General features: G+C 68.6%; 11 protein-coding genes. 5 read left to right on the top strand and 6 right to left on the bottom strand.

Going from position 1 to position 18,081, the window contains the following annotated elements:
• Window positions 1-14 precede the first annotated feature (14 nt).
• A complete protein-coding gene (locus tag NBRGI_RS30495; RefSeq protein WP_029900647.1) occupies window positions 15-2,177 on the top strand; it encodes an acyltransferase family protein in 2,163 nt (720 codons plus the stop codon).
• Window positions 2,178-2,230: 53 nt separating this feature from the next.
• Here the strand turns inward: NBRGI_RS30495 and NBRGI_RS30490 are convergent, their stop codons facing one another.
• Window positions 2,231-4,219, bottom strand: a complete 1,989-nt coding sequence (locus tag NBRGI_RS30490; protein WP_029900646.1) for a glycosyl hydrolase family 18 protein — start codon at window positions 4,217-4,219, stop codon at window positions 2,231-2,233.
• Between the two features lie 493 nt (window positions 4,220-4,712).
• On the bottom strand, window positions 4,713-6,965 hold the full coding sequence (locus tag NBRGI_RS30480) for a glycoside hydrolase family 31 protein (protein WP_029900644.1): 2,253 nt from the start codon (window positions 6,963-6,965) through the stop codon (window positions 4,713-4,715).
• A gap of 201 nt (window positions 6,966-7,166) precedes the next feature.
• Here NBRGI_RS30480 and NBRGI_RS30475 point away from each other — a divergent pair, with 201 nt between their 5' ends.
• Window positions 7,167-7,346 (top strand): YegP family protein, encoded by a 180-nt coding sequence (locus NBRGI_RS30475; RefSeq protein WP_014986775.1) that lies wholly within the window; start codon window positions 7,167-7,169, stop codon window positions 7,344-7,346.
• A 73-nt stretch (window positions 7,347-7,419) separates the two neighbouring features.
• On the opposite strand, the gene NBRGI_RS30470 is transcribed toward NBRGI_RS30475, so the two are convergent.
• The 3 genes from NBRGI_RS30470 to lexA form a co-directional block, all read right to left on the bottom strand.
• Window positions 7,420-7,824 (bottom strand): YybH family protein, encoded by a 405-nt coding sequence (locus NBRGI_RS30470; protein WP_029900643.1) that lies wholly within the window; start codon window positions 7,822-7,824, stop codon window positions 7,420-7,422.
• 111 nt (window positions 7,825-7,935) lie between these two features.
• Window positions 7,936-9,933: an ArnT family glycosyltransferase gene (locus NBRGI_RS30465; protein ID WP_029900642.1), complete on the bottom strand. Its 1,998-nt coding sequence runs from the start codon at window positions 9,931-9,933 to the stop codon at window positions 7,936-7,938.
• A 123-nt stretch (window positions 9,934-10,056) separates the two neighbouring features.
• A complete protein-coding gene (lexA, locus tag NBRGI_RS30460; protein WP_051067033.1) occupies window positions 10,057-10,734 on the bottom strand; it encodes a transcriptional repressor LexA in 678 nt (225 codons plus the stop codon).
• 373 nt (window positions 10,735-11,107) lie between these two features.
• Between lexA and NBRGI_RS30455 the strand changes: the two genes are divergently transcribed.
• The 3 genes from NBRGI_RS30455 (at window position 11,108) to nrdR (ending at window position 13,979) form a co-directional block, all read left to right on the top strand.
• A complete protein-coding gene (locus NBRGI_RS30455; RefSeq protein WP_148310999.1) occupies window positions 11,108-11,611 on the top strand; it encodes a hypothetical protein in 504 nt (167 codons plus the stop codon).
• A gap of 406 nt (window positions 11,612-12,017) precedes the next feature.
• On the top strand, window positions 12,018-13,274 hold the full coding sequence (locus NBRGI_RS30450) for a hypothetical protein (RefSeq protein WP_029900640.1): 1,257 nt from the start codon (window positions 12,018-12,020) through the stop codon (window positions 13,272-13,274).
• 231 nt (window positions 13,275-13,505) lie between these two features.
• Window positions 13,506-13,979 carry a transcriptional regulator NrdR gene (nrdR, locus tag NBRGI_RS30445; protein ID WP_029900639.1) on the top strand — a complete coding sequence of 158 codons (474 nt, stop codon included), beginning with the start codon at window positions 13,506-13,508 and terminating at the stop codon, window positions 13,977-13,979.
• Between the two features lie 99 nt (window positions 13,980-14,078).
• On the opposite strand, the gene hrpA is transcribed toward nrdR, so the two are convergent.
• Window positions 14,079-18,081: ATP-dependent RNA helicase HrpA (hrpA, locus tag NBRGI_RS45565; RefSeq protein WP_029900638.1), on the bottom strand; the 4,003-nt coding region annotated here is incomplete at its 5' end.

The following is an 18,081-nucleotide window of genomic DNA, read 5'->3' as shown; positions in this document are numbered from 1 at the left end:
TAAGAATGCTGTCCATGACACGGACTGCCACGCGGGAATTCGTTATTCGGCAGGACGATTCGGCGCCGCGGGTATCGTTCGCGCAATTCCGGCCCGATGTCGAAGGATTGCGGGCGGTCGCGGTACTCGCCGTGGTCGCGTTCCACGCGGGTCTGGGCGGCATCGACGGCGGATTCGTGGGTGTGGACGTCTTTTTCGTCATTTCCGGATTTCTCATCACCGGCATGCTGTGGCGGGAGGTGTCGGGCACCGGCACCATCGCTCTCGCCCGGTTCTACGGCGGCCGGGCTCGCCGCCTGTTGCCCGCCGCGGGCGTCGTGCTGCTCGCGACCGCCATCGCCGCGGTCTCGTCGCTGCCGCCCTTGCAGGCCCGCGCGGTGCTCGGCGACGCGATCGCGAGCGCGTTGTACGTGGGCAACGTGCGGCTGGCCGTGCACGGCACCGACTACCTGGCCGCCGACACACCGCCGTCACCGTTCCAGCACTACTGGTCGCTGGGTGTGGAGGAACAGTTCTATCTGCTGTGGCCCGTGCTGCTCGTCGGTCTTGCCTGGTGCGTGTCGCGCCGGCGCGCGGCCGGCAGTTCGCCGGTGCCCTATTCGATCGCGCTCGCCCTGATCGCCGCGGTGTCGTTCGCGACGGCGCTGCACTGGACCCGCACGCTCCCGCCCTGGGCCTTCTTCACGCTGCCCGCCCGGGCCTGGGAACTGGCCGTCGGTGCTCTGGTGGCGCTCTCGGTCCCGGTGTGGCGACGGTTGCCGCCGCCGGCTGCCGCAGCCGCGGGCTGGGCCGGTCTCGGCTCGATTGTCCTCGCCTGTCTCCGCCTCGACGAGCACACGCCCTATCCCGGAACTGCCGCGCTCCTACCGGTTCTCGGCACCGCGGCGATCATCGCCGCGGGCTGTGCCGCACCGGGCCGAGGCGTCGGCGGTGTGCTGTCCACCGGGCCGTTGCGGGCGATCGGCAGGCTGTCCTACTCGTGGTACCTCTGGCACTGGCCGGTCTTGCAGCTGGCGCCCCGGCTGCTCGGGCACGGTCTCGGCACAGTCGGCGTGCTGGGCGCGGTCGCGGTGTCCGCGGGTCTGGCCATGCTCACGCTGTGGCTGGTCGAGGATCCCGTGCGGTTCGCCGCGCCGCTGCGGCGTTCGGCCGAGTTCAGCCTGGTCTGCGGCGGTGTCGTCACCGCGGCCGTGGTGTGTGTGGTGGTGGCCTTGCTGGCGGTCGTACCCGCGCCGGTCGGTCGTGGCGCGGCCGCGCAGGCCCTCGCGGTGACGACGGCGCCTGCCCCGCCGACCGGCGCGATCGACCCGCACGAGGGTGCCGTGCGGCAGCTGACCGCGCAGGTGCAGGCGGCGATCGCGGCGTCGGCCGAGTTGCGGGCTGTCCCAGCGAATCTCGACCCGTCGCTCGCCGACGCACCCGGCGACAAGGCGGCGGTGTTCGGCAACGGTTGCGTCCGTTCCTGGCTCGATGTCGGCCAACCCGAATGCGTTGCGGGCGAATCCGGTTCGGCGACGAAGGTGGCCCTGGTCGGCGATTCGCACGCCGCGATGTGGAGTCCGGCCTTCGAGGAGGTTGCCGAGCAGCGGCATTGGCGGCTGGAGACGATGAGCAAGGTCACCTGCCCACTGCTCGAACTGCCCATCACCAGCCCGTACCTGGGCCGGGAGTACACCGAATGCGTGCGGTGGCGCGACCAGATCATGGCCAGGCTGCGCGCCGAGCGTCCGCGCTTGATCGTGGTGAGCATGTCGCGTCGATACGGCGGTGATTTCGGCTTCACCACCTACGACCAGGCCTGGCTCGACAGCCTGACCCGCTTGACCGCCCAACTGCGCGCAACCGGAGCGAGCGTCCTTGTGCTGGGCCCGGTTCCGGATCCGCACAGCACTGCTCCGGCCTGCCTGTCCGCCCATCTCGACGACGCCGTGGCCTGCGCCCCGGCGCGAGCGGTCGCGGTGAACGACGCGGGCATCGCGGCCGAGCGCACGGCGACCGTGGCGGGCGCGGCGCAGTACGCCGACCTGACCGAGCTGTTCTGTACCGCGCAGCGCTGCCCGCTCATCACCGGCAACGCGCTGATCTATCGCGACGACAACCACCTGACCGTCACCTACGCGAAGGCGCTCACTCCGGTACTCGCCGCGCTCGTCGACCGCGCGCTGGCCGCACCCTGACGCACGAAAAGCGGGCCTCGCCACCGCGAGGCCCACTTTCGTTGCCGCGCTTACTACTTCAGCGTGACATCGTCCGCGCTGTACTTACCTTGCCCGTACCAGCCGTGCAACCAGATCGTGACGCTCTTGGTCGAGGCGCCGGTGGTGAATTGGGTGGACAGCTGCTGGTAGTTACCGCCGGTGCTGGGTGCCCAGGTGGACGCGTCGCTCGTGCCCGTGCCGGAGGCGCCGAGGTAGACGTAGTTACCGTTCACCCATGCCGCCAGCGTGTAGGTGCGGCCCGGTTCGACGGCGACCGTCTGCGAGCACCGGGCATTGTCGCTGTCGGTCGGCGTGCCGCCCAACGCGTTCTTGCCGCCGTGCACCGGGGTGCTCACGATCGAACCGAGCGTGCCCGCACACGACCACGGGGACAACGCGCCGGTCTCGAAATCCCCGTTGACCACGCCGGAGCCCGCGGGCGGGGTCGTGGTCGGCGGAGTGGTCGTGGTCGAGGTCGGCGTGGTCGTCGGGGGTGTGGTCGTCGGCGAGGTGGTGGGCGAGGTCGGCGTCGTGGTAGGCGGTGTGGTCGTCGGCGGGTTGCAGTTCGCGGGCGAACTGTTGACCCCGTTGATGACATGGTCGAACAGCGTCGTCGTCGAACCGAGGTTCTCCAGCGAGTACATCATCGCGCCGCCGAGGCCCTTGCAGTGCATGTAATCCACTTTGGCCTTGATGGATTGCGGTGAGTCACCGCCCCACCAGTTCGTGCCGTCGTAGAAGTAGGCGGCCTGAGCGGTGGTGTCATAGAACGTGCGTGCCGGGTTGTCGACGACTCCGTTCAGTTCCTTGTACATCCGGATGCCGGGTACGTTGCCCGACATCGGTGCGCCGGGCGCGGGCCCCGTCGCGGGCTGGAACAGACCGTGTTCATTGCCTGCCGGTACGCCGGTCCAACCGCGGTAGTAGAACGGGAATCCGACGGTCAGCTTGTTCGCCGGAAAGCCGCCCGGGATGCCGTAGGAACTGTCACCCGTGGTCCACGCGGTGACCGCCGCATCGATGTTGTACTTCCCGTTGCCCGGCGGGACCGGATTCATCGGATCGTCCGGCCTGCTGTAGATCGGATCCTGGAAGTTGGTGGGCCCCTTCGCATCCCACGCGCCGTGCATGTCGTAGGTCATGAGGTTGACCAGGTCGAGATACTTGCCGAGGTTGGCGGTGTCGTAGTGGCGGATCTTGTCCTGACCGGCCGCCACGGCGGCGGTCAGTGCGTAACGCTTACCGTCGGCCGTGCCCTGCGCGTCCAATTGCTTACGCAATTCGGCCGTCAGCAAGGTGAAGTTGGCGCGGTCGTTCGGGGACGCGTGATTGCCGAGATGGCCACCGCCGCCGGGATACTCCCAGTCCAGGTCGAGGCCGTCGAAGACGCCCTTGCCGGTGCCGGGCCCGCCGTAGCCGTTCTGCTTCGGCAGGTTGCCCTTGATGAACATGTCGATGCAGGACGCGGCGAACTTCTTGCGCGCGGCATCGGTCGCGGCCACATCGGAGAAGAACTTCGAGTAGGTCCAGCCGCCGATGGACAGCAGCACCTTGAGATTCGGGTGCTTGGCCTTGAGCTGCTTCAACTGCTTGAAGTTGCCGACGATCGGGTCGTCCCATTTGTCGGCGGTGCCGTCGACGCTGCTGGCCGCGTCGAACGTCTTGCCGTAGTCGGCGTACGAATCACCCGCCCCATCACCGGCATTCGGGTTGTTCTCGTTCTGGTCCGCGGCCTTGTTGGCCTCGAAACAGGTCAGGTCGGTGGGATGGATGTTGGCGAACGCGTACATGATGTAGTCGAGCTTGCCTGCCATCCCCGACCTGTCGACGTGCTTGGGGTAGAAGGCATTCTGATAGATCGACCACTGGTTGAAGTAGGCGATCTTGGCGCCACCGGTGGATGGGCCGGTGCTGGCCGTGAGCGCCGGCGTCGCGTTGGTGAGGGTCACCAGGATCGTCGAGACGCCGATCAGAATGGCCGCGACGGAGGCCGCGAGCCAGGGGAATTTTGCCAACCGCATGGGGTTCCTCCCTGAGGTGAGGCTGGATTGGGGCTACCTCGCGCAGCGGTCGAGCGGCGAGGCACAGACACGCACCGACGGGGAGAACCTGCGGGGTGTCAGCTCTGATGTCACCGATGCGGCGGCGGGCCGCGACATCGGCATTCCCGTTCACTTGCCGCGCGGCGGCCCGTCGGGTCGGAGCTGAGCTGGAGCCGAGAACAGTTGTGCGGGTGGATATCTCAGTGACAGCCTGACGATCTTCCGTCGGTGTCCGGACGTCCCGTTGCAGCATGACACGGTAGTGCTCTGCCCGAGCTCCCCAGCGAGACTGGGGAGCTGCGGAAGGCGCTCGGCCGCAAGCGGATTCGCGAGCCGCAAGCGTTGCACCGCCGGTCTGCGGGTGGCTGCGCCGCGGAGTGCGCGCCACAGCCGGCTACGCCGGCGCGGCGGGCGCCCGCGGCGCCGTGGCAGAACTTTCTCATCGTGTTTCCTTTCCTGATGCGGCAACGGGCTATCCGCCCACCGCCTTGGTGCCGGTCAAAGTCACTGTCCGGCTGTCCCGCGCGGCGATCGGCGCGGTCTTCACGTGCACCACGCCGCCGCGATCGTTCGGGTCGAACCACCAGCCGCTGTCCGCGCGGTCCAGCGCTGCGCGATCGGCGCAGCGGTTCAGCGCACCGGTCGAGGTCTGCACCGCGGTCGGTGCGGCGGCGGTGTGCACCGCGAGCTGGTAGCGGCGTTGCGCGGGCTGGTCCCGGTAGGATCCGGACGTCGCGCCGATCGTCACCTCGACGGTGCCGGTCCCGGAATCGGGTGCGCGCACGCCGAACTGCTGGGTGGCCTGCGCGCCGGAGCGGTAATCCTTTGTCACACCGTCGTCTTCGGTCAGCGTGAAGCTGCCCGCGCCTCTCGGGTAGATGTCGAGATCGAGCACCCCGCGGTCGCGGGTCTGCCAGGATTTGGTGCCCTGCGCCCACATCGGCACCACCGCGCCCGCCCGGACGAACAGCGGCAGCGTGTCCAGCGGCGCGCGATACCCGTTCACCGTGGTAGGCCCCTGCCAGGTGCGCCCGGTCCAGTAGTCGACCCAGGTGCCCTCCGGCAGATAGATTCCGTCGCGCACCTCGCCGTCGCGATACACCGGCGCGACGAGAAAGTCCTTGCCGGAGAGGAACTCGTAACGCGCCTGGTCGCCCCAGGTGTTCGGGTCGTTCGGGTACTCCAGCGCGAGCGGGCGCACCTGGCCGACGCCGGTGCGATTCGCCTCGACCGCATAGGAATAGGTGTAGGGCAGCAGTCTTTCCTTGAGCTGCAGGTACTTCCGGTTGATCGCGGTGTACGGCTCGCCGTAGCGCCACGGCTGCTTGTCCTTGGGCGCCCACCCGTCCATCGACATGATGGTGGGCAGGAACGCTTTCCACTGCAGGTCCCGGGTGTAGGTCTGCGGGCTGCCGCCGAAGATGCCGTCGACGTCGCCGGTGTTGTACGCGATACCCGACATCGTCGCGCCCGCGTAAGTCGGTATCTGCCAGCGGATGTAGTCGTAGGAACCGGCTTGGTCCCCGCTCCACAGCACCGCGCAGCGCTGCGCGCCCGCCCAGCTCACCGGCGTCCACACGAAACCGCGGGCGTCGCTGTTGTCCTCGATACCCTTGTGCGCCTTGTCGCAGCCGTCGAGGGCGAACTGGTAGCCGGGCCCGACCCAGGCCACATCCAGCTTGCGCACTCGCACACCGGCTTTGACCTCCTCGGCCTGATGTGGCAGGCCGTCCTCGGTCCACAGTCCGAGCTGCATGTTGTTCTTGCGCAGCCCTTCGCCGACCTGCTGCAGATTCTCGTAACCGCAGCCGTAACCGTCGTTGACCAGCATCCAGCCGTTGGGCATCTCGTTTTTGGTGTAGCCCTCGGCGACGGCGACGGCATCGAGGGTGTGCCGCTCGCCCCGGTTCGCGTTGTGCAAGTAGCAGTCCGAGTCGCCCATCTCCAGCCCGTAGATCGGCGGCAAGAAGGGTCGCCCGACCAGTCCGGTGTAGGCGGAGATCACCTCTTTCGGGCCCTTGCCGACGACATAGATCGCGTCGAATCGCCGCTCGTCGTGCGTGGTGCGTACGGTGTCGCCGAAGGTGTAGCTGCCGGGCGCGAACGTATTGCGCAGCACGCCGTATCCGTTGCTGGACAGGTAGAACGGCTGCGAATTCGGCGCGCCGCCGTCGTTCCAGTTGTCGTCGGCGAAGATCTTGATCGTCTGATCCCGGTGGCTGAATCGCCCGTTCTGCTCACCGCCGCCGAAGAACTGTTCCTGCTGCCCGCGACCGAGGCTCTGCGTGGTGGTGCCGCCCTTCCAGGACAGCGGCGACTTCTCGGCCCAGATCTGCGCGGTGTCGGTGCCGTCGTACAACGCGAAACGCAGCGGACGCTTGTACGCGCGCAGCGTGACCTCGCCGGTCGACAGGGCCCAATAGTCGCCTTTGTCTTTGCGTTTCGGGATCGCGGGTGCGGACTTGCTCGGCAGGACGATCTTGTCGCCGGCCGGATCGGTGAACTTCCCGTCGGGCGCCAGTTGCACGCGCACGGCGCCGGCCTGCGGGAAACTCACCCGCACCGCGGCTGCGCCGGATTTCACAGTGGTGGTGGGGCCGTCGTCGGTGACGCCGCTGATATCCGCCAGCTGCCCGGAGTCCGCGTCCGCCGAGGCGTCCGGCATGGCGACCAGGCTGCCCGCAGCGACCAGTAGACCCAGGGTGAGATGTGCGATTCTGCGCATCAAGTGGACCTTTCACGCACGAATGAGCATCGGGTGTGTCCTGCAAGTAGAACCACAACCCGCACCGCAATCTCGACTGGCGACAACTGGGGAATTGTGAAAGAAGCGCATCATGCCTGGTCAGAAGGCTGCGATTGAATTGATACCGAGCGGTTACTCCCTAAGGGACACCTGTTGTCCAGTGGAAAGGAAGCGGTAGTCATGGCCGCGAAATTCGAGCTGTTCACGGACAAGGCCGCGAAGACCCGTTGGCGGCTCAAAGCCGCCAACGGTGAAGTCATCGCCGCGAGCCAGGCCTACGAGAGCAAGGCGGCGGCTCGCAACGGCATCGAGTCGGTGCAGAAGAACGCACCCGGCGCGGCGGTCGACGACCAGACCTAGTCGAGACGCGTCCGCCGCACCGGTCGTCGTGCGACGGGTGCGGCGGACGCGAGGCCGAGCCGAATCTGATCCGCTACTGGTCCGCGGTGCCGGAGGGGTTGTCGATGAGGTAGCGCCAGCGGCCGTCGGCGCCACGCCGCGCGACATCGGTGGCGGTGCCGTGCCGGGTGACCGGCCGACCGTCGGGCCCGGGTCCCTCCATGGTCCAGTCGATCAGGAGCAGGGCGATATCGTCGGCCTGATACACCTGGCGCAGTGTGGCTTTCATCGACGTCGTCGTCTCGGCGAAGTGGGTCAGGGCCGTGGACAATCCCGCGCCGGAGATCGGATGTCCGGGGCTGGGGACCACGATCCCGGCCGGCTCGTACAGGTCGGTGAGTCCCGCGATATCGCGGGCGTTGAACAATTCGACCCAGCGGTCGATGTAGCGGCTGAATTCGGCGTGTACGGCCGTGGCTCGGTCATGATTCGTCGTCATAACCCACCCAGCGTAACCCTCGCTGTCGCTGTCGCCGACAACAGCCGAAACACCCTCGGGCGTTCGTGGTTTCGCGCCGATGCAGGTCTCGCCATCCCCATCGCCCGACCGTCACGGCTTCGCCCGGGTGAGGTCGTAGACGGCGACATTGCCGTAGTGCACGGCGGTGTAGTGGGCGGCGACCCAGTCGGCGATGTCCTTGTGGCCTGCGGGCCGCCACAGGCCGTTGTTCGCGGGCGGCTCGTTCGGGACGACGCCCGGCTGGTCGGGCACCTTCCAGGCATCGGGCAGCTTCACCTCCTGCGCGAGGTAGTAGGTCACCTGGTGGGTGCGGACGAGGTTCTCGAAGTCGGCAAGGCTCGGCACCGGGTCGGCGGAGGTGAAACCGCCGATCGCGATGACCGGCGTGTGACTGGCCAGCTCGAGGCTCGCCGCGACCGAGGACCGGTCCACCGCCGCGGACCAGGGCGTGGTGGTATCTCGAAGCAGCGCGGCGACCTGTGGCTCGGTGGCGCCGTCCACGAACGCGGTGACCGTTCGTCGGATCTGGTCGGCCGGGCCGGGCTTTTCGGGTTCGGCCGGGCCGACCGACGGGCTGCCGCCGACATGCTCCTGCGGCAGGGTGGCCGCGGCGTACGTGGTGGTGCCACCGAGCCCGGCGAGCACTCCCGCGACCACCAGCACCGAAATCGCCCGATTGCGCAATCGCCGTGCCACGGCGGGGGACACACTCGCGAGTAACCCGAGCGCGGCGAGCGCCGATATCGCGAGCACCGTCCAGCGCAACCACGGCAGCCACTCGACATTTCGGCCGAGCAGCACGAAAGCCCAACCGCCGGTAGCGAAAATCAGCGCCGCCGCACCGATCCGGCCGAACGCCGCGGCGCGCTGCCGCCACATCTCGTGCACGCCGAGGGCGAACATCCCGGCCACCGCCGGCCCGATCGCGAGTGTGTAGTACGCGTGCATGCCGCCCTGCATGGTGCTGAACGCGATGCCGTCGATGAGCAGCCACAGCCCGAAAACCAGTGCGGCGCCCCGCACCGGGTCGGTCCGTGGGGCGCGCCGACGCGACACCAGCACGAGACCGAACGCCAGCAGCGCGGCGGGCAGCAGCCACGAGATCTCGAATCCGATCTCACCGGTGAACAGTCTGGTCGGCCCCGATCCACCACCGAAGCCGAACCCGGTGCCCACCGATCGCGGCATCTCGTAGCCGGGCGGCAGCTCGAAAGGGTTGGCGCCCCGGTGATTATGGCCGAGGAACCGCGCGAACCCGTTGTAGCCGAGCACCAGATCCATGAACGTGTTGTTCGTCGATCCCGCCAGATACGGTCGCGCCGAGGCGGGCCACAGCAGCGTCAGCACCACAAACCAGCCGGACGAGACGACCAGCGCGGCCGTCGCGTCGACCAGGTGCCACAACCGATTCCGCAGAGTGGTCGGCGCGACGATCAGGTAGGTGAGCCCGAGCGCCGGCAGCACCATCAGACCCTCGAGCATCTTCGCCAGGAACGCGAAGCCCAGCGCGACGCCCGCCAGGATCAGCCAGCGCACGCTCGCGTGGCGCAACGCCCGGATCGTGCAGTAGGCGCCCGCGGTCATCAACAGGACCATCACCGCGTCCGGGTTGTTGAACCGGAACATCAACGCCACCACCGGCGTTGCCGCCAGCACGGCGCCCGCGAGCAGCCCAGCCCCGCGACTACCGGTAACGCGGGTGACCGCGGCGTACAGCAGGGCCACCGCGGCGACGGCCATCAACGCCTGGGGGACGAGCATGCTCGCGCTGCTGAAGCCGAACAGCTGACCCGACAATCCCATGACCCATTGGGACACCGGCGGTTTGTCGACGGTGATGAAGTTGCCGGGGTCCAGCGAGCCGAACAGCAGCGCCTCCCAGTTCCGGGAACCGGCCCAGGTGGCGGCCGCGTAGAAGTTGTTGCCCATGCCGTTGACGGTGATGTGCCAGAGGTAGGCGGCCGCCGTGCCGATCAACAGCGCGGCCAGACCGGCTCGCTCCCAGCGGCGCGCCGGTGGCAACGTATCCGATGGGGCGGGGGTCGCCGAGTCGGTCGCAGGGGGAGGGGCGGCGCTGATCGCGGTCACCGCAGGAGCATGACCGGCACAGCGGTGAGGACCCTGGGGGCATCCTGGCAATGTGCTGTGAACGCGCCGGACACGCGAACGGCCGCACGGATCGCCGTGCGGCCGTTCACCTGTCGGGCGTGCTCAGATCTTGCGGATGACGGTGACGACCTTGCCGAGCACCTGCGCGTCGTTGCCCGGGATCGGCTCGAACACCGGGTTGTGCGGCATCAGCCAGACGTCCTTGCCGGTGCGCTTGAACGTCTTCACCGTCGCCTCGCCGTCGATCATCGCGGCGACGATATCGCCGTTGTCGGCGACGTTCTGCTGGCGCACCACCACCCAGTCGCCGTCGCAGATCGCGGCGTCGATCATCGACTGGCCGACGACCTTCAACAGGAACAGCGAACCCTCGCCGACCAATTCGCGGGGCAGCGGGAACACGTCCTCCACCGCCTGCTCGGCCAGGATCGGGCCACCGGCGGCGATCCGGCCGAGCACCGGTACGAAGGTCGGCGTCGGCCTGCCGGAATCGGCGGTGGCGCCGTCGGTTTCGTCGACGGGGGCGACGTGCAGGCTGGTGACCGCGCGCCCCACCTCGTCCAGGCCGCGAACATCGACCGCGCGTGGACGATTCGGGTCGCGCCGCAGGAATCCCTTGCGCTCCAAGGCTCGAAGCTGGTGGGCGACCGAAGAGGTGGAGGTGAGCCCCACGGCGTCACCGATCTCCCGGATGCTCGGCGGGTAACCGCGCTCGCTCACCGAGGAGCGGATCACCTCCAGCACTTTGCGCTGACGCACGGTGAGATCCGCCCCGGAAATCGCCGAGTCGGCGCCGCCTTCGCTCTCGTCGCCCGTGTCGTCTGTCTGCCTCACCGCAACCGCCCTTCCGTGCTGTGTCCGGGCGGATCCGTTGCCCGGCAAATCTCGTGCTCGGCTTGTCGAGAATTTCGTCTTTTTGAATCTAGACCGGTCGGGCCCATGTTTCAAACATCTGTTCGAGGAGTGTCGGGCGTTTCTGCTGACTTTGTCGGTGGCTCGTGGTAGAAATCGAACATCAGTTCTTCGAACACCTGAGCGAACAGCATCGAACATGGCACCCATCAGCGGCACCGAAAAACAGCCCCACCGAAGCGTCCAGCTCTACCCGACCAGCTCGAACACAGACGGAGCACCCACCACGGAGGTTTGTCCGATGAGCACTGCGATCAGCGATATCAAGACGGAGATCGGCGCGACACGCAAGAGCGTCGCGCTGCGTGTCGCCGACGACCTCGATCGCCGCGAGGTCGGTGCGGACGAGATCGATCTGGCCTTCGCCACGGTGCCCCGGGTGCATCGCGGCACCCTGCGCACCCGAGCGCTGGACTCGACACGTTCCGTCGTGGATCGCCGCCCGCCCAGTGCGCGTCCGCGCGGCGGAGTCGTCGTGTACGACCGGGGCACAAGGACTTCCGCAGTTCGCCGCGCGCGTGGTGTGCACCCCGGGGAACTGGTCGAGCAGGCGCAGGTCGGGTTCGCGGTCCTGGCCGTCGCCGCGTTGCTCAGTGCATTGGTGGTAGCGGTGCTGATCACCCTCGCCCATCTGCGCGCGGGTGATTGGGGCGGGGAGATGCCCCCGATGCCCGCGGAGCATTCGCTGTCCGTTGAGGGAGGGGCGGAAGCGGGTCTGCCGGAAGGCGTTCCGGCGGTGCGTTGATTCCGTGGTCGCGGGTGAGGGCGCGAACGGGAGTGGTTGAGGGCGGGGGCGTGCGGGCTTGGCTGAGGTGCAGCCCTGCGGGCTGCGTGCTCGAGGGGTGGCGGGGGTTCGTGCAGGAGTGGGGCGGCCCGGCGGCGTGAGTCTGTGGCTTCACAGAGGTTTTCGACTGTTCGCATAACGACTTGCCGTGTGACACGCCGTTGCTCGGTGGGGAAGGTCTGTGAGGTCTGGGGGTGCCGTGGTTGGAGGGGCGGGGGTGCCCGAAGGATTCGGGTTATCGGCCTGCAAAGTGGCCGGAATTGTCGATTGCTGTCTGGGACATGTTGCTAGTGTGCTGAAACGCGATCTGGCATGGGCTCTTGCCAGACGTTCCTTTCGTCGGACGAGCGAGTCGGGACAGCCAGCAATGACGCACTTCGCCACCACCGGACGCTCGGTCCGGCTTCTTGCCGGAATCGCCGGGCTCGCTGTGAGTCTCGTGTTCGGGATCGGTGCGATTCCGGTCGCGCAGGCTGCGCCTGCTTACGCGACGTTCCTGGATTTGCCCGCGGTGAACGGGGACGGTACGGGCGGGGGCGGGCTGAATCCGGCACTGCCCCTGGATGAGTCGACGTTGGTCGAAGCGGTCGAAGCGGCGCGGGCCGACGGGGTGCCGCCGCGCCGGTACGCGACCCTGCTGCATCAGTACTGGTTGGTCGTTGCCACGCGCAACGCCGATATCGACCTCGCGGGCTGGGATCCGGCGCGCGGCGTGCGGGCCAACGAGCGCACGTTCAATCAGGTGTACGTCAACTATCTGCGGTTGACCACCCAGCATCCGGAGTTCTACTGGGCGGGGCTGGCCGGTATCGCGGGCGGCTCGTTCGCCTCCGGCTTCTTCGACATGAGCGATGTGGGGGTGGTGCTCGACCTGCCCGGCATCCAGCAACTCGGCAACACGGTCGCCGACCTGTTGCGCGGCACCCCGCCGGAGCTGGTGCGCGACCTGCCCGCCGACATCCGCCTGCTCGCGGCCGAAGGTGCGCGGCTCACTCCGCAGGACGTCGTCTGGTACCAGACCCGGCTGATGATCATGCAGAAGCACATTTTCACCGACCTGGTTCCGATGCACGAGGCGTACGCGGCGCTGGGGATGCGCGGGATCGACGAGATGACCGAGGCGGGCATCCTCGACGCCGATATCCACACCGCGTGGCAGTCCATCGCCCGCGGCACCCAGGACGGCTACGTCGACGCCCTGATCAGGATGACCGATCGCGAACAGAACCGGGTGATCGCCGACCAGTGGGACGAAACTGCGGCGGGGCGCGCCCCGATCGGGCGTGTCCTCACCTACGTGAGCACGATCGCCGGCAAACCGGCGGTGCCCGGCGTGCGTGCGCCGGGAGTGTTCGCACCCGCGACGGTCCGGGCCGACCTCGGCGGCCGCACGCTCGCGCTGCGCACCCCACTGCCCGACTTCAACTGGGCCGACCGCGACACGCGCTGGACCTACATCACCGGTGACCTCGTGCCGCGCCACATCGACCTGGCACAGAATCCGGTGCTCGGGCCCGCCGTGCTCGGGGAACCGTTCTGGAACAAACTCGCCCGCGGGCGGCTCGTGCCGCGCCTGCCCGAGTTGATCGCCGACCTGACTTCGCAGTGGCAGGTGGCCGGATAGCCCCGTCCGCGCGGGCGGCATACGCGGCGGCGACGGTCCCGCTACCGGGTGAGTGGGACAACCCGGGTACCCGGACAGGTATCCTCGAAGTGCTATGCAGGTATTCCGCGTATCGTCTGAGGTTTACCTGGTGCCGGGGTCTAGGCCCCTGTACACGTGCTCGCCGGGACGGTCACCCCGATCGGTTGCCGGGCCGGCCGCGAGCACTCGCATCGACGAAGGATCTCTCGGATGCATTGCCCGTACTGCCGACACCCAGACTCCCGGGTGGTGGACTCGCGTGAGGCCGACGAAGGCGCGGCCATCCGCCGCCGCCGCGCGTGTCCGCACTGTGGGCGGCGGTTCAGCACCGTGGAAACCGCGATCCTGTCCGTGGTCAAGCGCAGCGGCGTCACCGAGCCGTTCAGCCGGGAGAAGGTCATTCGCGGCGTGCGCCGCGCCTGCCAGGGCCGTGAGGTCGACGACGACGCTCTGAACCTGCTCGCCCAGAAGGTGGAAGACGCGGTGCGCGCCAAGGGTTCTCCGGAGGTGCCCAGCCACGAGGTCGGCCTCGCCATCCTCGGTCCGCTGCGCGACTTGGACGAGGTCGCCTACCTCCGCTTCGCCTCGGTGTATCGCTCGTTCACCTCCGCGGAAGACTTCGAACGCGAGATCCAGGAGATGCGCAAGGCGCGCGCCGACGCCGCCATGGTGCCCGCCGAATAGTCGATTCCGCAGCACACCGCGACGGCGCGCCTCGGCGGCTGTCGCATCGGCGTATGAAAACTCGCGAAACGCGCCCGGCGGTCTACCGCCGCACCGCGCTCAGCGGCGGACAGCGGCGATGGCGCGCTCGATCCGCTTGGCGGACACCGGGTATGGGGTGCCGAGTTTTTGGGCGAAGAGGCTGACCCGGAATTCCTCCAGCATCCACCAGATCTCGGTGACGGCCGGGGCGCCGCGCCGGTTCTCCGGTAGGGAGTGCACGAGGCGGTCGTAGGCGGCGATCGCGCGATCCAGTTCGGCCATGCTCTGCCGGTCGCGTACCGCGGAGCCGGGCAGGGCCTCCAGGCGGGCGACGGCACCCTGGAGATAGCGGGGAAGTTCCCGTAATCGGGTGCTACCCCATTCCGAGACGAAACCGGGGAACACCAGGTTGTCGAGCTGGTCGCGCACGTCATCGGCGATATTGCGCTCGGTGGTGTCGGCCAGCGCAGCCGAAACCCGGTGCGCCTGCACGAGAATCGGGACGAGCAGGCGCACCAGCCGGGCGACCGCGGTGGTCAGGTCCGGGCGGATCTTCGCGACCAGTGCGGCGAAATCGTCCGGGTTGCGCACCGGCCCGCCCGCCGCGGCGATGAGTTCATCGGCCGCCGCCGCGCGGCAATCCTCGACGAGCGCGTCGATCGATCCGTACGGATTCTGGCTCAGCGCAAGGCGATCCGTGGGTGGCAGGCTCGCGGTGACGGTGCGCACCGAGGTCGGGATGGCGTTGAGCACGAGCGCGCGGGTGCCCGCTCGCATCGCACTGGCTTGCGCGGCAGGCGAACTGAGCACGCGCACGGCCACGCCGTCGCCCTCGGGCACCAGCGCGGGGTAGCCGGTGACGGTCTGCCCCGCGACCTCGCGCCGCACCGTCTGCTCGACCGTGCCGAGTGATTCCGAGGTCCATACGGCGGCGGGTGCGCGCTCGGCGCCCGCGGTCGCCCGGGCCACCGAAGCGGAGACCTGTTCGGCCAAGCGGGTTTTGAGGGCTTGCAGGCTCTTACCGCTGGCCAGCACCCGGCCGTCGGCGTCGACCGCGGCGAACGTCATCCGCAGATGATCGGGCAGGGCGCTCGGGTCGAGGTCGCCCGGGTCGATGGTGATCGAGCCGAGGCGCGACAGTTCCCGGGCCAGCCCGGTGCGCAACGGTTCCGCGCGGGGCGTGAGCGCGGCCAGCGCGGCAGCGGCGAAATCGGGTGCGGGAACAACGCTGCGCCGCAACGCTTTCGGCAGGGTCTTGATCAGTGCCGCGGCCAGTTCGTCCCGCATGCCGGGCACCAGCCAGTCGAAGCCGACCGCGCGCACATGCGCGAGCTGCTCCACCGGGATGCGTACCGTGACGCCGTCTTCCTCCTGGCCGGGCTCGAACTGATAGGTCAGGGGGAAGCTGAGTTCACCCTGCCGCCAGGCGTCGGGGAAGGCGGCGGGGTCCAGCGCGGCGGCGTTCTCGTTGACGACGGTGGCGGTCGAGAAGTCGAGCAGTGCCGGGTCTTTGCGGGACGCTGCCTTCCACCATTTGTCGAAATGCCGCACCGAGACGATGTCGGCGGGCAGCCGCTTGTCGTAGAACTCGAAGAGCACGTCGTCGTCGACCAGGATGTCGCGGCGGCGCGCGCGGTGCTCCAGATCGGCGACGTCGTCGATCAATTCGCGGTTGCGATGGAAGAACTCGTGGCGGGTCTGCCATTCGCCCTGCACCAGCGCGTGCCGGATGAACAGCTCGCGCGACAGCTCCGGGTCGATGCGGCCGTAGTCCACCTGCCTACCGGTGACCAGGGGGATGCCGTAGAGGGTGACCCGCTCGTAGGCGCTGGCCGCGCCGCGCTTGGCCGACCAATGTGGTTCGGAGTAGGTGCGCTTCACCAGATCTCCGGCGAGCCGCTCGGCCCATTCCGGCTCCACCTTGGCCGCCATCCGGCCCCACAGGCGCGAGGTCTCGACGAGCTCGGCCGCCATCACCCAGCGCGGTGGCTTCTTCGCCAGCGACGAGCCGGGAAAAATCATGAACTTCGCGTTGCGCGCGCCCAGGAACTCCCGCGACTCCGCCTCGCGCACACCGATATGCGAGAGCATGCCCGCCAGCAGCGCCTGATGGATGCTGACGGAATCCCAAGGCATGTCATCGGATTCGAGCGCCGCGCTACCGGCGGCCTGCGGGCGATCGCCCCGCCGCGACCCGCGCGAGCCGCCCGCAGCGTCGCCGTCGCGCCGATCCGCAACAGAACCGCCGCGGCGCGACCGGCGACCACGTCCCTCGCCCGACCCGTCCCCGGATTGCCCACGGCCCCTATCGTTCCCGGCGCCATCCGCGACTCCGCCTCGACCGCCAGCGACCCCGCCCCGGCCGCTCTCGGCCCGGTCACTACTGCCGCCTCGGCCACTGTCGGCCCCGCTTCGGCTACTCCCTGCCTCGTCCAGGCCGCCCTCGTCTCGACCACTCGAGGCCCGGCCACGACCTTCGCCGCGGCCACCCGCAACCCCGCCTCGACCGCCCTCGGCCCGACCGCGACCGCCCCCGCCGCCCTCGGCGGCACCACTACCGGTCCGTCCCGCATCCTCGCCCCCGTCACCGGACCAGCCGAGGCCCCTGGTGATCGTGCGCAGCTGCCCGTGCAGATCCTGCCACTCCCTGATCCGCAGGTAGTGCAGGAACTCCTCGCGGCACATCCGCCGGAACTGATTGGACGACAACGATTTCCGCTGTTCGGTCAGGTAGTCCCAGAGTCGCAGGTAGGCCAGGAAATCCGAGCCTTCGACGACGAACCGGGCGTGCTTGGTGTCGGCGGCCTGCTGATGTTCGGCCGGACGTTCGCGGACGTCCTGGATGGACAGTGCCGCGACGATGATCAGCACCTCGGCCAGGCAGCCGGTGCCGTGCGCTTCGACCAGCATTCGCGCCATGCGCGGGTCGACCGGCAACTGCGCCATGTCCCGGCCGATCGGGGTGAGCGTCAATCCGTAGTCGTCGGTGCGGGTTTCGGGTCCGGACTTGCCGTCGGTCCGCCGACCCAACGCACCGAGTTCTTCCAGCAGCGCGATGCCGTCGCGGATCGCCCGCCGGTCCGGTGCCTCCACGAACGGGAAGTTCTCGATATCGCCGAGCCCGAGCGCGGTCATCTGCAAGATGACGGCGGCGAGGTTGGTGCGCAGGATCTCTGGTTCGGTGAACGCGGGCCTGGCCTCGAAGTCGTCCTCGGAGTAGAGCCGGATGCAGATGCCGTCGGCGACGCGGCCACAGCGCCCGGCGCGTTGGCGGGCCGAGGCCTGCGAGACCTTCTCGATCGGCAGGCGTTGCACCTTGGTGCGCATCGAGTACCGCGAGATGCGTGCGGTCCCGGGGTCGATGACGTAGCGGATGCCCGGCACCGTCAGCGAGGTTTCGGCGACATTGGTCGCCAGCACCACCCGACGGCCCGGATGCGGCGCGAACACCCGGTGCTGCTCGGCGGTGGACAGGCGGGCGTAGAGCGGCAGGATCTCGGTGCGCGGCAGTTTCAGGTCGCGCAACGCGTCCGCGGCGTCGCGGATCTCGCGTTCGCCGGACAGGAAGACCAGCACGTCGCCGTCGCCTTCGGCGAACAGTTCGGTGACCGCGTCGCCGATGGCGTCCACCGGGTCGCGGTCGACCACCGTGGTGTCCTCGTCGTCTTCGTCGTCACCGGGCAGCTCGAGCGAGAGCGGCCGGTAGCGCAACTCGACCGGATAGGACCGGCCGGAGACCTCGACGATCGGTGCGGGCGTGCCCTTTTCGTCGGCGAAATGGCGGGCGAACAGTTCGGGGTCGATGGTCGCGGAAGTGATGATCACCTTCAGATCGGGTCTGCGCGGCAGCAGCTGTTTCAGGTAGCCGAGCAGGAAGTCGATGTTGAGGCTGCGCTCGTGCGCCTCGTCGATGATGATCGTGTCGTAGCGGCGCAGCAGCCGGTCGCGCTGGATCTCGGCGAGCAGGATGCCGTCGGTCATCAGCTTGATCAGGGTGCGGTCGGAGGCGTGGTCGGTGAAGCGGACCGTGTAGCCGACGACGTCGCCGAGTTCGGTGCCGAGCTCCTCGGCGATGCGTTCG

Source organism: Nocardia brasiliensis IFM 10847 (assembly GCF_000710915.1).
GTDB lineage: Bacteria > Actinomycetota > Actinomycetes > Mycobacteriales > Mycobacteriaceae > Nocardia > Nocardia brasiliensis_A.
Note: the sequence above shows the minus strand (reverse complement) of the source record. Positions and strands in the feature narration are given on the sequence as shown.